The organism is Xylanimonas ulmi (assembly GCF_004216535.1).
GTDB lineage: Bacteria > Actinomycetota > Actinomycetes > Actinomycetales > Cellulomonadaceae > Xylanimonas > Xylanimonas ulmi.
In genome coordinates this window covers 3,157,940-3,176,507 of the sequence record NZ_SGWX01000001.1, presented here as the reverse complement: position 1 = coordinate 3,176,507, position 18,568 = coordinate 3,157,940, and the positions used below count along the sequence as shown (strand labels likewise).

Genomic DNA, 18,568 nt, shown 5'->3' with positions numbered 1-18,568 from the left:
GGATCTCCTGCTGCTCAGCCGCTGCTGCGTCGCTCCTGGTGGGGCGGACGCCGCAGAGGGCGCCTGTCACGGCAGCGTAGGTGACAACTGCGGATTGCGGGAGGGGGAAGAGTCGACGATCTGTTCGGGCTCGCGCGCCGCGCGCAGCCACACCCACGCCGCCACCAGCACATACGCGACCGCGAGGGCGGCGAACAGCGGGCGTGACCACCCGGCGTCGGGCACGAACAGCGCGGCCAGCACGGCGGCGCCCACGAACGCGGCGTTGTAGAGCACGTCGTACAGCGCGAACGCGCGCCCGCGGAAGTCGTCGCGGGTGTCGCGCTGCACGATGGTGTCGACGGCGATCTTGGCCGCCTGTGCGGCCAGCCCCAGCAGGCCCGCGCCGGTCAGCACGACGGCGCGCGACGGCGTCGTGCACAGCAGGAGCTGTGAGGCCGCGGCGAGCAGCAGCATGAGCGCGATCCACACCTGGGGGCCGGTCGCGCGCGAGAGCGTGGGTGTGACGACGACGGCGGCGGCCCCGCCGACGGCCGTCAGGCCGAGGATGAGCGCGAAGGTGGCGAGCCCGGCGGCCGAGTCTCCGGGGGGCGCGAGCAGGTTGCGCGCGATGAGGATCGAGGCGATGAACACGACGCCGTACAGGAAGCGATGCGCCGCCATGACCGCCAGGGCCTGGCCCGGGGTGCGGCGCGCGGCGAGGTAGCGGGCGCCGGCGACCAGGTCGCGCAGCACCGCGGCGAGGTCGCCGCGCAGGTCACCGCGCCGCGGGGTGAGCGGGCCGAGCTGGTCGCGGCGCAGCCGCCCGGCGGCCAGTGCGCCCAGCAGCATGACGACGGCGGCGCACGCCAGCGCCGCGGCGTCGGCGGTGCGCCCGGCCGGCAGCACCCAGGCGACGACGAACCCGACGCCGCCGCCCAGGAACGCGGCGCCGGCGCCGAGCGTCGGTGTGATCGAGTTGGCGGTCAGCAGCAGCCGACCCTCGACGACGTTGGGCAGGCCCGCCGACAGGCCCGCGAGCAGGAACCGGTTGACCGACAGCGCGGCCAGGCCCAGCACCAGCACCCCCCAGGCGTCGGGGCCGGTGGCCACGACGGTGGCCGCCATGGCGAGCGTCAGCAGTGCGCGGACCAGGTTGCCGACCAGCAGGACCTGACGTCGGCGCCAGCGGTCGAGCAGCGCTCCCGCGAACGGGCCGACCAGCGTGAAGGGCGCGAGCATGAGCGCGTAGCGGCCCGCGACCGCGGCGGCCGAGCCTGCGGCGTCGGGCGAGAAGAACCACGCCGAGGCGAGGCCCACCTGGAACATGCCGTCGGCGGCCTGCGACACGAGCCGGACGGTGAGCAGTCGGCGGAACCCGCTCAGGCGCAGGAGCTGGCGCAGCTCGGTGATCACACCCACACGCTCACCCTGTCATACGAGAAGACCGGTGGTTGAGCCCGTCGAAACCACCACCGGGTTTCGACAAGCTCAACCACCGGTCGGGCTCAACCACCGATGGCGTGTCAGCGCTCGATGTCGCCGCGGATGAAGGCCTCGAGCTGGGCGCGGCCCTCGGTGTCCTCCGTCTGGACGGGCGGGGACTTCATGAAGTAGGTCGACGCCGACAGGATCGGGCCGCCGACGCCGCGGTCCTTGGCGATCTTCGCCGCGCGGATCGCGTCGATGATGATGCCGGCCGAGTTCGGCGAGTCCCACACCTCGAGCTTGTACTCCAGGTTCAGGGGCACCTCGCCGAAGGCGCGGCCCTCAAGGCGCACGTACGCCCACTTGCGGTCGTCGAGCCAGGCGACGTAGTCCGACGGGCCGATGTGGACGTTGCGGTCGTCCTTCTTGCCGGCCAGCGGGCCGTCGTGCAGGTTCGAGGTGACGGCCTGCGTCTTGGAGACCTTCTTGGACTCCAGGCGGTCGCGCTGCAGCATGTTCTTGAAGTCCATGTTGCCGCCGACGTTGAGCTGGTACGTCCGGTCGAGGATGACGCCGCGGTCCTCGAACAGGCGGGCGAGCACGCGGTGCGTGATGGTCGCGCCGACCTGCGACTTGATGTCGTCGCCGACGATCGGCACGCCCGCGGCCTCGAACTTGGCGGCCCACTCGGGGTCGGAGGCGATGAAGACGGGCAGGGCGTTGACGAACGCCACGCCGGCGTCGATCGCGCACTGCGCGTAGAACTTGTCGGCGATCTCCGAGCCCACGGGCAGGTAGGAGACCAGCACGTCGACCTTGGCGTCCTTGAGCGCCTGGACGACGTCGACCGGCTCGGCGTCCGACTCCTCGATGGTGGCCGAGTAGTACTGGCCGAGGCCGTCGTTCGTCGGGCCGCGCTGGACGGTCACGCCCAGCGGCGGGACGTCGGCGATCTTGATCGTGTTGTTCTCGGAGGCGTAGATCGCCTCAGCCAGGTCGAAGCCGACCTTCTTCGCGTCGACGTCGAACGCCGCGACGAACTCGAGGTCCGAGACGTGGTAGTCGCCGAACTGCACGTGCATCAGGCCCGGGACCTTGCCCGCCGGGTCGGCGTCACGGTAGTAGTGCACGCCCTGGACCAGTGACGATGCGCAGTTGCCAACGCCAACAATGGCGACGCGGATGGAGGTCATCCTCGCTCCTTCTGATTCTGTCGAGGGTCGCGCGTCGCACGGCCCCTTTCCTGGGTGATGAGGCCGTCCAGCCAGCGCACCTCGCGCTCGACCTGCTCGAGCCCGTGTCGTTGCAGCTCGAGCGTGTACTCGTCGAGCCGCTCACGGGTGCGAGCTGCGGACTCCCGGACCGCCTCCAGCCGCTCGGTGAGCCGGGAACGCCGGCCCTCGAGGATCAGCAGGCGGGTGTCGGCGTCGGTCTGCGCGAAGAGCGCGAAGCGGACGTCGAAGTTCTCGTCCTCCCAGGCCGCGGGGCCTGAGGAGGACAGGAGGGTTTGGAGGTGCTCCTTGCCCTCGGCGGTGAGCTCGTAGACGATGCGGCCACGCCGTCCCGTCAGGGACGGGACAGCCGCGTGCTGTTCGGACTCATGGGTGGGGTGGGCGGCGGAACGCCGTGCGCCACGCCCGACGGCGCGGCTACCGGAGCCCGCGCCCGACGGCGTAGGCTCCGACGTCGCGGCGCCCGTGTGGTCCCCAGTCGCGATGAGCCCGCGGGCCTGCATCGACTTCAGGGCCGGGTACAGCGAGCCGTAGGAGAACGCCCGGAACGGTCCGAGCAGCAGTGCGAGCCGCTTGCGCAGCTCGTAGCCGTGCAGCGGCGCCGAGCTGAGCAGGCCGAGGACGGCCGTCTCGAGCACGGGCGAACGACTGCGCACGGCTTGCCTCCTGGGTCGTCCTCGTCGGTCGCCTGACGGCGTGACCGGGGTCAAACGCCCGGGCGTTGACCCGGGCGTGTCATTCGATGTGATCACTCGATGTGAGCGACTGACCTATCGACTCGATACATCGTAAGCCCCATGACCTGCGCCGTCCATCATCGAGTGGCGCAAAACAGCGCATATGGGGCCCAGAGCCCGTGGCGTTTGTGAAGGTTCGGGGGAGCCGGTCGGGTTCGTGCGGGGAGAGGCCGAGCGAAACCGGCACAGCGACGTCCGCGTGCCAGGCTGCTGCGCGCCGATCGCCTAGTGTTCATCGACGGAGCGTCTTTCGACCCTGCGGTCGCGTGCCCACTGGCGCTCTGTCACACAGCCAGGAGGAAGCACCACGTGGCCACGAGCAGCGCACGGCGTCCGGCGAATCGCCGTCGCCGGTTCTGGAACTACCCGCGGCGCGGCAAGGGTCCGATCCACCGCTGGATCCCCTCGTGGCGCGTCGTGCTGGGCAGCTTCCTGGGCGTCTTCGCGCTCGGAGCCGGCGTCGTCGTCGCGGCGTTCGTGACCACCGAGGTCCCCACGACCCTCGGGTCGGTCAACAACCAGATCACGACGATCTACTACTCGGACGGCGCGACCCCCATCGGCACGCTCGGCGACGAACGCCGCGTCAAGGTCGCGCTCGACGACCTGCCGCCGTTCGTGGCCGGCGCCGTCGTCTCCTCCGAGGACTCGACGTTCTGGACCAACCACGGCGTCGACCCGCGCGGCCTGGCCCGCGCGCTGTGGAACAACGTGCGAGGACTGCCCACCCAGGGCGGCTCGACCATCACGCAGCAGTTCGTCGAGCGCACCAAGCTCTACAGCGCGACGTCGCTGCCCGACAAGGCGCGCGAGATGATCATCGCGCTCAAGGTCACGCGGAGCATGCCCAAGGAGGAGATCCTTGAGAGCTACCTCAACACCATCTATTGGGGCCGCAACGTGCTCGGCATCGAGGCGGCCTCGCAGGCGTATTTCGGCAAGTCGGCCAAGGACCTGACCTACTCCGAGGCGGCGCTGCTGTCGGGCATCATCCCCTCGCCCAACAACTGGGACCCCGACGTCAACGAGACACAGGCCAAGCGTCGCTGGCAGCGCTCGATCAACCGTATGTACACCTACGGCTACATCACGCAGGAGCAGCGTGACAGCGCCGAGTTCCCCACCGTGCTGCCCCGCCCCGCGGCGACCAACACGCTCGGCGGTCAGGCGGGCTTCCTCGTGCGCATGGTCGAGGACGAGCTCAAGCAGACCGACGCGTTCCGCGACCACCCCGAGTGGATCCGCACGCGCGGCCTCAACATCGTCACGACCATCGACCCCCGACTGCAGGACGCGGCGGTGTCCGTCGCCGAGTCGGCGTTCACGGGCGACAACCCCGCCGACCCCGCGAAACTCTCGGTGGGGCTGGTGTCGATGGACCCCACCACCGGTGAGCTGCGCGCCGTCTACGGCGGCAAGGACTACGTCACCCAGCAGTTCAACTTCGCGACGCAGGGGCGCGCGCAGGGCGGCTCGACGTTCAAGCCGTTCACGCTCATCGGCGCCCTGGAGGAGGGGCACTCGCTCACCGAGCGCTTCGACGGGCGCAGCCAGATCCCCATCGCGGGCTGGGACTCCGAGAGCGGACTGGGCCCGCGCAACTTCGACGGCGCCAACTTCCGCAGCATCGACCTGCTGCAGGCGACCGCGGACTCGGTCAACACCGTCTACGCGCAGCTCAACATCGCCATCGGGCCCGACCGCACGGTCGACGTCGCACACCGCCTGGGCATCCCCGAGTCGATCGACATCGCCGCCGTCCCGTCGAACGTGCTCGGCGTGGCGAGCGTGAGCGCCGTCAACCTCGCGACCGCGTACTCGACCATCGCCGGCCAGGGCCAGCGCGTCACGCCGCATATTGTGCGTGAGGTGCGCGGGCTCGACGGCACGCTGCTGCACCAGGGTCCGACCGAGCGCACGCGCGAGTTCGAGCCCGACGTCATGGCCGCCGCGACCTATGCCCTGACCCAGGTGGTCGAGAAGGGCTCGGGCGCGACGGCGCAGGAGTTGCGCGGCCCGAACGGCGAGCAGCGCCCGTCCGCCGGCAAGACGGGCACCTCGAACGACAACATCTCGGCGTGGTACGCGGGATTCGTGCCGCAGCTGGTGACCGTCGTCGGCCTGCACCAGGAGTCGACCGACGACAACGGCCGCGCCGTGGAGCAGCCCATCGACCGGTTCGGCCAGTGGATCAACAGCCGCTCGGGCATGACGGGATCGACGTTCCCGGTGCGCGCGTGGACCGACTTCATGAAGGTCGCGCTCGACGGCGTGCCCGTCGAGGACTTCCCGTCCTACACCCCGCCGCGGCCCACCCCGTCCCCTGAGCCCACCCCGACGCAGGAGGAGACTCCCACCGAGGAGCCCACCGTCGAGGAGCCTCCCGCCGACCCGCAGGCCGGATGGGTCACCGTGCCCGACCGGCTCGTGGGCCGCAACTCCGCCGACGTCGTCCAGAAGCTCCAGGCGCTGGGCCTGCGCGTGAACGTCGTGGAGCAGGACGCGCCCGACCCGGCGTCGACGGTGCTCTCGGTGAGCACCCCGTCCGGGCAGCGAGTGCCGCCGGGCTCGACGCTCACGATCACCGTGTCGAAGGGACCGGCGGCGCCGCCGCCGACCCAGACGCCGGCGCCCACCCCGACGCCGACGCCGACGCCGACGGATCCGGCGCACGACCCGCCGGACTCCTCGCTGCTGCAGCACTAGCGCGCAGCAGCACGAGCGCGTCGGCGCACGAGGACGGCGGGGCCCGCGTCGTCGGGTACCCTGGGTGATTGTCTGTGTCTGCGCTCGCAATCCCGCGAGGCAGGCGCAGCGACGCACAGACCCTCCTGTCACGGATGGACCGTGACCGCCTAGACCAGAGGAGGTGGGTTGTACTCATGCGTCAGTACGAACTGATGGTGATCCTGGACCCTGAGGTCGATGAGCGCACCGTCGCCCCGTCGCTCGAGAAGTACCTGTCGGTCGTCCCGACCGAGGGTGGTTCCGTGGACAAGGTGGACATCTGGGGTCGACGCCGCCTGGCGTTCGACATCAAGAAGAAGTCCGAGGGCATCTACGCCGTCGTGGACTTCACCGCCTCGGTCGCGACCGCCAAGGAGCTCGACCGCCAGCTGGGCCTCAACGAGGCCGTGCTGCGGACCAAGATCCTGCGCCGCGACGCTCGCTGAGACCGATCCGAAGCACCACAACCCGCCCTCAGGTCGCCGCTGTCAGTGGCGTCTGATGGGATCTGCCCGAACCAACTCGCGCAATCGACCGGTGAACGAAGGAGCATGGCATGGCTGGTGAGACCGTCGTCACGGTGGTCGGAAACCTCGTCGCGGACCCGGAGCTGCGGTTCACGCCCTCGGGCGCTGCCGTCGCGAACTTCCGGATCGCGTCCACGCCGCGCACCTTCGACCGTCAGGCCAATGAGTGGAAGGACGGCGAGAGCCTGTTCTTGTCCTGCTCGGTCTGGCGCGAGACGGCCGAGAACGTCGCCGAGTCGCTGACGAAGGGCATGCGCGTCATCGTGCAGGGCCGTCTGACGCAGCGCTCGTACGAGACGCGTGAGGGCGAGAAGCGCACCGTCGTCGAGCTGCAGGTCGACGAGGTCGGCCCGTCGCTGAGAAACGCCTCGGCGAAGGTCACCCGTGCCCAGCGCTCGGGTGGCGGCGGTGGCGGTGGCGGTTTCGGCGGTGGCGGCAACCAGGGTGGCTACAGCCAGCCCGGTGGCGGCTACGGCCAGGGTGGGGGCTTCGGATCCTCCGGTGGCGGACCTCAGCAGCAGAACGACCCGTGGGCCTCTGCGGGCCCCGCGTCCTCGGGCGGCTCGTTCAACGACGAGCCTCCGTTCTGATCTGCTCGGCGCCGCGCCACCTGTCCCCAGATCACCTTTTCCTGAAGAAGGAGCAACACCATGGCGAAGCCTGTGGTGCGCAAGCCCAAGAAGAAGTCGAACCCGCTCAAGACGGCCAAGATCGAGGTCGTCGACTACAAGGACACCGCGCTGCTGCGCAAGTTCATCTCCGACCGCGGCAAGATCCGCGCGCGTCGCGTGACCGGCGTCTCCGTCCAGGAGCAGCGCCAGATCGCCCGTGCGGTGAAGAACGCGCGTGAGATGGCGCTGCTGCCGTACTCGTCCTCGGCCCGCTGACCGGAAAGGATCACTCAATCATGGCCAAGCTGATCCTGACCCACGAGGTCACCGGTCTCGGTGAGCCCGGCGACGTCATCGACGTCAAGGACGGGTACGCCCGCAACTACCTGATTCCGCGCAACCTCGCGACCCCGTGGACCAAGGGCTACGAGTCGCAGGTCGCCGCGATCCGCAAGGCCCGCAAGGCCCGCGAGATCGCGACGCTCGACGAGGCCAAGGCCACGGCCGCGGCGATCGCCGCCAACGTCGTCGTCGTCAAGGCGAAGGCCGGCGAGTCCGGCCGCCTGTTCGGCGCGGTCACGACGGCGGACATCGCCGCCGCGGCTGTCGCCGCCGGCGCCCCCGCCGTCGACAAGCGCAAGATCGAGATCGCCCAGCCGATCAAGTCGACCGGTGAGTACACCGTGTCGGTGCGCCTGCACCCCGAGGTGTCGGCCAAGATCACGGTCAGGGTCGTCGCCGCCTGAGGCGCGCCCTGAGCTGATCGAGGGCCCCGGCTCCCCGCGAGGGAGCCGGGGCCTTCGCATGTCAGGCGGGCACGACGAGGCGGTACCCGACGCCGCGGACCGAGGCGACCTCCAGGCCCGGCACCGGGCCGAGGCGCTTGCGCAGGCGCTTGACCGCCGAGGTGACGTGGTCGGCGTCGCCGAGGTAGCCCTGCCGCCACACCAGCAGGGTCAGCTCCTCGAACGACCACACCCGCCCGACGTCGGAGGCGAGCGCGGCCAGCAGGTCGAACTCGCGCCGAGACAGGTGGACCCGCATCCCGCGCGCGGTGACCTCGCGGGTCGCCAGGTCGACGCTCAACGGCCCGCGGTGCAGTGTCACGAGCGGGACGCCGCCGGTGACGGGCGCGGTGACGGCGTCCGCCTGCGCCGCACCCGCTGCGAGCGTCTGCGAGGTCCCGCGGTACGCCGTCCCCGACGCGGGTGTCGACCGCGTCGCGGTGGTGACCGCGTGGCGCGGCGGCCCGGCGAGCAGATGCGCCGGCGTCAGGGTGATCGTGGTGGCCTGCGGCCGGGGCATGGCGCCCAGGTCGGGCCCGAACTCGGTCGACGTGACGGGCGGCACAGGCGGCACGGACTCGACCGGCGGGCCGGCATCGGGCGGGCCGAGCAGCGCGCGCGCCGCGTCGGTGTCGGCGACGGCGAGCACTGCGGCGCGGCCGGCGAGCGCCATGGTGACCTCACGGATCTGTGCGAGCGACAGCCCGACGCAGAGCACGTACCCCGGTTCCGACACGGCAGGCCCTTGCGTCAGTGCGCTCATCCATCGTCCCCCGAAGGTCGACTGCGTCCCGACCTCCTCCTGCGGGTCGCCGGTGGGCATATGCGTACCAGATCCGATGTTTCGCGCAAATTCATCCGGGTGAATTCCGCATTTCGGTCCATTTCGCGCCCTCAACGGACCCGCTGCCCGCGCTCTGCCCGCCGACCGACCGCATCCGAGCCGGTTGCGCGCGCCGTGCCCGTCCGGCAAGTGCCCGCCAACTGCACCAGGGCCAGCCTTGTCGCCCGGGGTAACTACACAGGAGGTTTGCAGTCGTCGTGTCGACCGACGCGGCAACGTGTCGCCTGCGCGACCAGTGCGGGCGCCGTCTTCCTGGAGGATCCGTGCAACGAAGGCACTCCCTCGCGGGCGTGGTGACGACGGCAGTCTGCGCCGTCGTCACCCTCGCCGCGACCACCGCCGTCGGGTTGGCGCCAGCAGCCGCCGCCCCGGCCGGACCGTCGGTCATCACGGCCGACGTCGCCTCGAACGCCGAGGACAAGTTCACGACGGCGGCCGCCGACGCCCTGTCGAAGGGCCAGAAGGCGGACTTCTGGGTCAAGTTGGCCGACAAGGCCGACCTGTCCGCGGCCAAGGACATCGCCGACTGGAACGAGCGTGGCCAGTACGTCTACGACACGCTGACCAAGGTCGCGGCCGAGTCGCAGAAGGACGTCGTCGCGCAACTGGACGCCGCCGGCGCCGACTACGAGCCCTTCTGGATCAGCAACCGCGTCCTGGTCAAGGACGGCGACCTGGCCTTGGCCACGGCGCTGGCCGCCGCCCCGGCGGTCAAGGAGATCCACGAGACGGTGACGATCGAGCCCGAGAAGCCGGTCGCCGAGCGTCCGTCGAGCGACAAGGGCCTGAACGCGCCTGAGTGGGGCCTGGTGGCCATCCACGCGCCCGAGGCGTGGGCCATGGGGGCCACCGGCGCCGGAATCGTGGTGTCGTCGGTGGACTCGGGCGTCGACGGCCACCACCCGGCGCTGGAGTCGAAGTACCGCGGCTACCAGGCCGACGGGACGTTCGACAACGACTACAACTTCTTCGACACCTCGGGCTCCTGCGGACCGTCAGGCGACCCGTGTGACGCCGACGCGCACGGCACCCACACCATGGGCACCATGGTCGGCTCGGACGGCGGCTCGAACCAGATCGGCGTCGCCCCCGGCGCGCAGTGGGTCGAGGCGAACGGCTGCGCCACCTGCGAGGACGCGGACCTGCTCGAGGCGGGCGAGTGGCAGGTCGCCCCGACGCGGACCGACGGGTCGGACCCTGACCCGAGCAAGCGCCCGAACATCGTCAACAACTCGTGGGGCTACCGCGCGGCGGGCACGATCGACGACTGGTACGCCGACATCGTCACGGCGTGGGAGGCGGCCGGCATCTTCGGCGCCTGGTCGGCCGGCAACAGCGGCCCGACCTGTTCGACGACGTCGTCACCCGGCGCGAACACGATCGACTACTCGGCGGGCGCGTTCGACAGCTCCGGGCAGATCGCGTACTTCTCCTCACGCGGACCAGGCGAGGACGGCCTGACCAAGCCCAACCTCGCGGCGCCGGGCGTCAACGTGCGCTCGTCGGTGCCGGGCGGCGGCTACGCGAACTACGACGGCACGTCGATGGCCGCGCCGCACCTCGCGGGCGCCGTGGCGCTCCTGTGGAGCTACGCGCCGTCGCTCGTCGGCGACATCGAGGGCACCAAGGCCCTGCTCGACCAGACCGCCGTGGACGTCGACGACACCTCGTGCGGCGGCACCGCGGCGGACAACAACGTGTGGGGCGAGGGCAAGCTCGACGTCGTCGCGCTGCTCGAGGCCGCACCGCACGACGCCGCGGGCACCGTGAGCGGCACGGTCACCTCGCAGGGAGCTCCGGTCGCCGGTGCGACCGTGGTTCTGGACGGCGAGAACGACCGCACGCTGACCACCGACGCGAACGGCGCCTTCGAGGGCCTGGTCACCGAGGGCGACTACACCGCCACGGCGTCGGCGTACGGCCTGCTGCCGCAGACCGAGGCGGTCACGGTGACCGCGGACGAGACGACGACGGTCGACTTCGACCTCGCCGCCGCGCCGACGCACACGGTGTCCGGCACGGTCACCGACGCCGTCACCGGCGCCGCGGTGGCGGGCGCCTCGATCCAGATCGCCCCGGGCGGGCTCGCCGCGACGTCGGGCGCCGACGGCACGTACGCCGTGTCCGACGTCCCGGAGGGCTCGTACACCCTGACCGCGACGGCGGGCGCGTGCGCCGAGCCGGTCAGCCTTCCGCTCACGGTGGACGGCGATGAGACGCTCGACGTCGCACTCCAGGCGGGCGCTGACGACTACGGCTACTTCTGCACGGTCTCGCAGGGCGCGTACCTGCAGGGCACGACGAAGCTGCCGCTGACCGGTGACGACGTCACCGGGTCCATCGCGCTGCCGTTCGCGTTCTCCTTCTACGGCAAGACGTACAGCACCGGGTACCTGACCTCGAACGGCCACCTGAACTTCCTGGCCGCGACGTCGTCGTACTCGAACGGCGCGATCCCGGCCGCGGCGGCGCCGAATGCCGCGATCTACCCGTTCTGGGACGACCTGTACCTCGACGCCGACGCGGGCGTGTACACCGCCTCGACCACGGTTGACGGCGTGGCGGCGTTCACGATCGAGTGGCGCAACGTGCGCAAGTACTCGCCCAACACCGACCGCCTCAACTTCTCGGTCACGCTGCTCGCCGACGGCCGGATCATCCTCGGCTACGGCGCGCTCACCGACACCTCGACCGCCCACGGCGACTCGGCGACCGTCGGCATCGAGAACGCCGAGGGCACGGTGGCCTCGCAGTACTCGCTCAACGCGCCGGTGCTGCACGAGGGTCTGACGATCACCTACGACCTGCCCCCGCAGGGGACGGTCGCGGGCACGATCAAGGACTACAACACCAAGGCCCCCGTCGCGGGCGCCACCGTCACGGCGACGTCCGCGGACGGCGACGTGAAGGACGCCACCACGGCGGCCGACGGAACCTACGAGCTGCTGCTGTTCGAGGGTCGCTGGACCGTGGAGGTGTCGGCCTCGGGGTACGAGGGCGCCTCCAAGGCCGTGGCGATCGCCGAGGGCTCGCCCAAGACGTTCAACGCGCAGCTCAAGGCGGGTCAGCTCGCCGTGTCGACGACGGCGATCAACGCCAACCTCGCCATCGGCGGCTCCGTCTCGCGCAACGTGCGGGTGACCAACAACGGCTCCGCGCCGGTCGAGGTCAACCTGGGCGCCAGCGGCGACGAGTTCGCGATGCTGGGCTCGACGTCGTCCGCGAGCCAGGGTGTCATCAAGGGTGTCGAGGGCAAGGCGACGGTGGCCAAGACCGCGGGGTCGAAGTTCGGCGCCGCTGCCGAGGCCAAGCCGGGCAGCGGCCTGACGACGAACGGCAAGGCGTCCAAGCTCGCGGGGTCCGCGACGTCGGTCACCCCGGCCGCGCCGGTGATCCCGGCCGGTGAGGTGACGCTGACCCACTCGACGTCGCAGAACATCGTGACGGGCAACGCGGCCGCCTGCCCGGGCGGACCGACGCAGTGGCTGCGCACCTTCACGCTGGCGGACTTCGGCATCAGCGGGGGGCTGGACGTCTCGGCCGTCAGCTTCGGCGTCGAGTCGAACGCCCAGGCCCAGCCGATCACGGTGAACCTGTACACCCTGGCCGGTGACCTGGTGTACGCCAACATGACGAAGATCGGCACCGCGACCACCCAGGTCGCGGCGGGCAGCGGCGCCATGGTCACTGTCCCGGTGACGGGCACGGTCCCGGCGGGCGGCACGCTCGTGGCCGAGGTCGTCGCGCCGATCGGCGGCACGTTCTACATCGGCTCGAACGCCGAGCCCGAGACGGCGCCGTCGTACCTCGCCTCGACGTTCTGCCAGACGCCGGACCCGGCGACGTCGGCCGAGATCGGCTTCCCCGACATGCACGTGGTGCTCAACGTGACCGGTCAGACGACCGGGGGCGGCTCGGGTGTCGCGTGGCTGGACGTCCAGCCGCCGACGTTCACGCTGCAGCCGGGCAAGTCGGTGGTGGCCGTGGCCACCATGACGGCGGACGTCGACCAGCCGGGCGCCTACTCGGCGACCATCACGGTCGGCGCCGAGACCCCGTACGAGAACCCGTCGGTGACCGCCACCATGACGGTCAAGCAGCCGGCCGGCTGGGGCAAGGTGACCGGGACCGTGACGAACGCGGCCGGCGAGCCGTTGTCCGGGGCGGTCGTCTCGCTCGACGGCGTCTCGTACGACATCACCCTCATCACGGGTGAGGACGGCACGTACGCCTACTGGTTCCAGAAGGCGAACGGGCCGCTCCAGGTGACCGTCTCGGCGCAGGGTTACGTGCCGCAGACCAAGAAGGCCCAGATCGTGGCGGGCCAGACGACGGTCTACGACTTCGCCCTCAAGCCGCTGCCGTAGCGGTCCCAGGCGAGGGTCAGGCCCAGGGTGCGCTCGCCGCGCCCTGGGCCTGACCGCGTGTCAGGCGCCCATGACCATCCACCGGCTGCCGCGGGCCCGCACGCCCGTGGTCACGGCGCGGGCGAGCATGAAGACGCCGGCGAACGCCGCCCAGAGCCAGGCGACACCCGCCGCGCCGTCGGGCGCCCAGACGGCCACGGCGAGCGCGGCCGGGGCGTAGACGACGAGCGTCACCATGCCGACGGCGGCCAGGTACCGGCCGTCTCCCGCGCCGATGAGGACGCCGTCGAGCACGAAGACCCAGCCCGCCATGGGCATGAACAGCCCGCACACGGCCAGGCCCGCCGCGGCGGCCGCGCGCACGGCGTCGTCGGAGCCGAACAGCGGCGCGAGCCACCACCCGGCGCCGCCGATGACGACGCCGATGACGACGCCGGCGAGCATGCCCCAGCGCAGGGCGCGGCGCAGCACCGCGCGGACGTGGGCGACGTCGCGCGCGCCCAGGCCGTGGCCGACCAGGGCCTGCGCGGCGATCGCGAGGGCGTCGAGCGCGAACGCGGCCAGTCCCCACAGGCTGCCCACGATCTGGTGCGCGGCGAGCGTGACGTCGCCCAGGCGCGTGGCGACCGAGACGGTGAGCAGGATGGCCAGGCGCAGCGACGCGGTGCGCACCAGCAGCGGGAGGCCGGCGACGACGCTCGCCCAGATTCCGCCGGCGGCCGGGCGCAGGCTGGCGCCGCGGGCTCGGGCGCCCCGCACGACGACGACGGTGAGCGTCGCGGCCATCGCGAGCTGCGTGAGCGCGGTGCCGAGGCCGGAGCCGGCGATGCCCATTCCGGCGCCGTAGACGAGCGTGATGTTCAGGCCCGCGTTGACGACGGCGCCGGTGGACGCGACGGCGAGCGGCGTGCGCGTGTCTTGGAGGCCGCGCAGCACGCCCGTCGCGGCGAGCACCAGGAGCATGCCGGGCAGCCCGGCCGCCGAGGCGCGCAGGTAGGCGACGGCGTGTGTGGCGACCTCGCCGGTCCCGCCGAGCGCGCTGACCGCGGCGGGCGCGCCGAGCCAGGCGAGCGCCGCCAGGCCGGCGCCGACGCCGAGCGCGAGCCACATGCCGTCGACGCCGGCCTGCAGGGCCTCGCGTTCGCGGCCCGCGCCCATGAGCCGGGCGACGACGGCGGTGGTCGCGTAGGCGAGGAACACGCACAGGCCGACGACGGTGAGCAGCAGGTTGGAGGCGAGCGCGAGGCCCGCGAGCTGCGCGGTGCCGAGTCGCCCGACCACGGCGGAGTCGACGAGCACGAACAGCGGCTCGGCCACGAGCGCGCCCAGCGCCGGCACGGCGAGGGCGAGGATCTCGCGGTCGATCGAGGACGTGCGCGCCCGGGGCGGGCGCGGGGTGCGTGCGGCGCGGTGCGGCGCGCGGTCTGACCGTGGAGGATCGGCCCGCGGGCGCGAGTCGTCCGCGGTGGGATGCACCTCACTCACCTTCTTTTCCTCCACAGGCTGAGGGGAATGTCCGCGCTGGTCAGCGGGCCGCGACGCCTTGTACACAGGCGCTGTCCCCAGTTGTGCACAGTGTTGTCCACCGGCTGTGCACAGTAGCAGGGGGTTGTCCACACCCCGGTCCACACCACCGTCCACAGGGCCGATTGCACCGGGGTGCGGCGGGGCCTAGCGTCGTCGCGAGTGTCGGTGGCCCGGGGTAGAACAAGGGGGCACGCGGCGAGCAACATTCCTAGGGGCGGGAGCGGTATGTCGATCGAGGAGCTCGAATCCTCCTATCACGGGTCTCCCGCCGCGTTCGACCGCACCCCACCGCAGGACATCAACGCCGAGATGAGCGTGCTCGGCGGCATGCTCATCAGCAAGGACGCCATCGCCGACGTCGTCGAGACCATCCGCGGCAACGACTTCTACCGCCCGGTCCACGAGACCGTCTACGACGCGATCCTCGACCTGTACGGGCGGGGCGAGCCCGCCGACGGCATCACCGTGGCCGACGAGCTGCGCCGACGCGGCGAGCTGGAGCGCGTCGGGGGAGCGGCCTACCTCGCCGACCTCGTCGCGGGCGTGCCCACCGCCGCCAACGCCGGCTACTACGCCCGCATCGTGCGCGAGCGCGCCGTGCTGCGCCGCCTCGTCGAGGCCGGCACGCGCATCGTCCAGCTCGGCTACGCGCGCGACGGCGGCGACGTGGACGACATCGTCAACAACGCCCAGGCCGAGATCTACGCCGTCACCGAGCGGCGCACCACCGAGGACTACCTGCCGCTCGCCGAGATCATCGGCGGCACCATGGACGAGATCGAGGCGGCCGGTCACCGCGGCGAGGGCATGACCGGTGTGCCCACCGGGTTCGCGGACCTCGACCGGCTGACCAACGGCCTGCACGCGGGGCAGATGATCGTCATCGCGGCCCGGCCGGCGATCGGCAAGGCGCTCGCGCTCGACACACCCCTCCCGACGCCCACCGGCTGGACGACGATGGGCGAGGTCGCGGTGGGTGACCAACTTCTCGGGGCCGACGGGCGAGCGACGCGGGTGGTCGCGGCGACTGAGGTCATGGTGGACCGGCCGTGCTTCGAGGTCGAGTTCGACGACGGCACGGTGATCGTGGCGGACGCGGAGCACCTGTGGGCGACGAGCACCCGGGCCCAGCGCCGCCGGGCGCACGCTGGGCGGCCGGCAGAGACGACCACACGGACGACGCGGGAGATCGCCGCGACGGTGCGGTGCGCCTCGACGGACGCGCGCGCCAACCACACCGTGCGCACGACGGGCGCGCTGGCTCTGCCCGAACGTGATCTCCCCTTGCATCCGTACGCGCTGGGCGTGTGGCTCGGTGACGGGCACTCGGCGTCCGCTCGGTTCACCTCTGCGGATGTCGAGATCGCGATGACGATCGAGGGGCTCGGCTACGACCTCACGGAGACCGAGCCTCACGAGGGGCCCGTCACGGCCATCTTGCGCTCGCTCGGTGTGCTGGGGAACAAGCACATCCCGATGAGTTACCTGCGTGGTTCGGAGCGGCAGCGGCGCGCCCTGCTCGCCGGACTGCTCGACACGGACGGAACGGTCAACCCCACCGGGAGCCCTCAGTTCACCTCGACGAGCCGACGGCTCGCCGACGGCGTCCGAGAGCTTCTCCACAGCCTTGGCTACCGGACAGGCTGGTCGCAGAAGCGCGTCAACGGACGAAGCCCCGCCTCGTCTACAGCGTTCACGATCACGTTCACGACCGATGACGACGTGTTCTGGCTCGAGCGCAAGCGCCTCGTCCACAAGGACCGGCGCCGTCCGTCGTCGGCTCGGCTCACCCAGCGCTCGATCGTTCAGGTCCGCCCGGTCGAGTCCGTGCCGGTGCGGTGTGTGCAGGTCGACAGCGCTGACCGCCTCTACCTCGCGAGCCGGGCGATGATCCCGACGCATAACTCGACGCTCGCAATCGACATCGCCCGCTCGGCGTCGATCAAGCACGGGCAGGCGTCGGTCGTGTTCTCGCTCGAGATGGGGCGCAACGAGATCACGATGCGTCTGCTCGCCGCCGAGGCGCGCGTGCACCTGCAGAAGCTGCGCAACGGCAATATGGCCGACGACGACTGGCAGAAGCTCGCCAAGGTCATGGGCAAGGTGTCCGAGGCGCCGCTGTTCATCGACGACTCGCCCAATATGTCGCTCATGGAGATTCGCGCCAAGGCGCGACGGCTCAAGCAGCGGCATGACCTCAAGTTGATCGTCATCGACTATCTGCAGCTCATGTCGTCGGGCAAGCGCGTGGAGTCACGTCAGCAGGAGGTCTCCGAGTTCTCGCGCGCGCTCAAGCTGCTCGCCAAGGAGCTTGAGGTCCCCGTGATCGCGCTGTCGCAGCTCAACCGTGGGCCGGAGCAGCGCGGCGACAAGAAGCCGCAGATGTCGGACCTTCGCGAGTCCGGCTGCCTCACCGAGGACACGCGCATCCTGCGCGCCGACACCGGTGCCGAGACGACGATGGGCGAGCTGTTCGCGCTCAACGCCAAGGACGTGCCCGTGTGGGCGCTCAACGAGCGGCTGCAGTATGTCCGCCGCCACCTCACCCACGTGTTCCCGACGGGCGTCAAGCCCGTGTTCCGACTGCGCCTGGCGTCCGGCAAGGAGGTCGAGGCGACGGCGAACCACCCGTTCCTCACGTATGAGGGCTGGACGCCGCTGGGCGAGCTCGAGGTGGGCGCGCGCCTGGGCGTGCCGCGGCACGTGCCCGGGCCTGAGATGTGCGCGCAGTGGGACGACCGCAAGGTCGTGATGCTCGCGAACCTGCTGGGCGACGGGTCCTCCGTGACGCGCCAGGCGACCGAGGATGCGTCGATCGACAAGCGCAACTCCATCGCCGAGTGGCTCGACGACCTGGGACTCTCCAGAGCGCCCAGCCACGAGAGATTCGTGCCCACCAGCGTGTTCCACCTGCCCAAGCAGCAGATCGCGCTCTTCATCAAGCACCTTTGGGCGACTGGCGGCTCGGTCACCGTCGACGCGAACGGTCGCGGCGGGCGCATCTCCTACCGCTCGACCTCGCGCCCGCTTCTCGACGGCGTGGCGCGGCTGCTGCTGCGCTTCGGCATCTCCGCGCGGGTGCGCGCCGCGACGGGCGAGGCCAGGAACCGTCAGGGACACACGCTCGACATCTCAGGTGTCGACGACCAGCGGCGCTTCCTCCAGGAGATCGGCGTCCGCGGCGACGGCGAGGCGGCCGAGCGGCTGCTCGCGATCGTCCGCGACACCTCCGCGAGCCCGAACGTCGATGTGCCGCGGCAGGTCTGGGACGACGTGCGCGACGTGCTTGTCGAGAACGGCATGACGCATCGGCAGTTCGCCGAGGCCGTCGGCGCGAGGTTCGGTGGGAGCCCCCTGGGGGAGGCGGCGCCGTCGCGTCAGCGCCTCGGAAAGATCGCCGCCGTGCTGGAGGGCGAGGAGCTCGAGATCATGGCGGTCAACGACCTGCTGTGGGACGAGGTCGTCTCCATCGAGCCCCTGGGGGAGAAGCAGGTCTTCGACGCGACCGTGCTCGACACCCACAACTTCATCGCCAATGGGATCGCCGTCCACAACAGCATCGAGCAGGACGCCGACATGGTGATCCTGCTGCACCGTGAGGACGCCTACGAGAAGGAGTCGCCGCGCGCGGGCGAGGCCGACCTCATCGTGGCGAAGCACCGTAATGGACCGACGGACACGATCACCGTCGCCTTCCAGGGGCACTACTCCAGATTCGTGGACATGCAGGCGTAGCGCGGGTGTTGTTGTTGATCTGCGGGCTGTTTTTCATAGTTGGGCACATATGTTTCATAAGCGCGGCTA

The 18,568-nt window shown here is 71.0% G+C and carries 12 protein-coding genes; 7 read left to right on the top strand and 5 right to left on the bottom strand.

Going from position 1 to position 18,568, the window contains the following annotated elements:
• Positions 1–66: 66 nt before the first annotated feature.
• The 3 genes from EV386_RS14660 to EV386_RS14650 form a co-directional block, all read right to left on the bottom strand.
• Positions 67–1,401 (bottom strand): MFS transporter, encoded by a 1,335-nt coding sequence (locus tag EV386_RS14660; RefSeq protein ID WP_130416080.1) that lies wholly within the window; start codon positions 1,399–1,401, stop codon positions 67–69.
• 104 nt (positions 1,402–1,505) lie between these two features.
• Complete coding sequence (locus EV386_RS14655; protein WP_130416079.1) at positions 1,506–2,600, bottom strand: inositol-3-phosphate synthase; 1,095 nt, start codon at positions 2,598–2,600, stop codon at positions 1,506–1,508.
• Positions 2,597–3,295, bottom strand: a complete 699-nt coding sequence (locus EV386_RS14650; protein WP_130416078.1) for a PadR family transcriptional regulator — start codon at positions 3,293–3,295, stop codon at positions 2,597–2,599. Before EV386_RS14650 ends, EV386_RS14655 begins: the two co-directional genes overlap by 4 nt.
• 390 nt (positions 3,296–3,685) lie before the next feature.
• Between EV386_RS14650 and EV386_RS14645 the strand changes: the two genes are divergently transcribed.
• The 5 genes from EV386_RS14645 to rplI all read left to right on the top strand — a co-directional run bounded on the left by EV386_RS14645 (position 3,686) and on the right by rplI (position 7,987).
• Positions 3,686–6,082, top strand: a complete 2,397-nt coding sequence (locus EV386_RS14645; protein WP_130416077.1) for a transglycosylase domain-containing protein — start codon at positions 3,686–3,688, stop codon at positions 6,080–6,082.
• Positions 6,083–6,258: 176 nt separating this feature from the next.
• Positions 6,259–6,549, top strand: a complete 291-nt coding sequence (gene rpsF / locus EV386_RS14640; RefSeq protein ID WP_130416076.1) for a 30S ribosomal protein S6 — start codon at positions 6,259–6,261, stop codon at positions 6,547–6,549.
• Between the two features lie 110 nt (positions 6,550–6,659).
• The gene (locus EV386_RS14635) at positions 6,660–7,220 is read left to right on the top strand and encodes a single-stranded DNA-binding protein (RefSeq protein ID WP_130416075.1); all 561 of its coding nucleotides are present in this window, start codon (positions 6,660–6,662) and stop codon (positions 7,218–7,220) included.
• A 60-nt stretch (positions 7,221–7,280) separates the two neighbouring features.
• Entirely contained in the window at positions 7,281–7,517 is a 237-nt protein-coding gene (gene rpsR / locus EV386_RS14630) for a 30S ribosomal protein S18 (protein ID WP_129205118.1), read from the top strand.
• A 20-nt stretch (positions 7,518–7,537) separates the two neighbouring features.
• Entirely contained in the window at positions 7,538–7,987 is a 450-nt protein-coding gene (rplI, locus tag EV386_RS14625; protein ID WP_130416074.1) for a 50S ribosomal protein L9, read from the top strand.
• 61 nt (positions 7,988–8,048) lie between these two features.
• Here rplI and EV386_RS14620 read toward each other — a convergent pair whose 3' ends face one another.
• Positions 8,049–8,849 (bottom strand): winged helix-turn-helix domain-containing protein, encoded by an 801-nt coding sequence (locus EV386_RS14620; protein WP_130416073.1) that lies wholly within the window; start codon positions 8,847–8,849, stop codon positions 8,049–8,051.
• 284 nt (positions 8,850–9,133) lie between these two features.
• Here EV386_RS14620 and EV386_RS14615 point away from each other — a divergent pair, with 284 nt between their 5' ends.
• Complete coding sequence (locus EV386_RS14615) at positions 9,134–13,237, top strand: carboxypeptidase regulatory-like domain-containing protein (RefSeq protein WP_130416072.1); 4,104 nt, start codon at positions 9,134–9,136, stop codon at positions 13,235–13,237.
• A 60-nt stretch (positions 13,238–13,297) separates the two neighbouring features.
• Here EV386_RS14615 and EV386_RS14610 read toward each other — a convergent pair whose 3' ends face one another.
• Entirely contained in the window at positions 13,298–14,602 is a 1,305-nt protein-coding gene (locus EV386_RS14610) for an MATE family efflux transporter (protein WP_130416962.1), read from the bottom strand.
• A 387-nt stretch (positions 14,603–14,989) separates the two neighbouring features.
• On the opposite strand from EV386_RS14610, the gene dnaB reads away from it, so the two are divergent.
• A complete protein-coding gene (gene dnaB, locus EV386_RS14605) occupies positions 14,990–18,499 on the top strand; it encodes a replicative DNA helicase (RefSeq protein ID WP_130416071.1) in 3,510 nt (1,169 codons plus the stop codon).
• Positions 18,500–18,568: the final 69 nt, after the last annotated feature.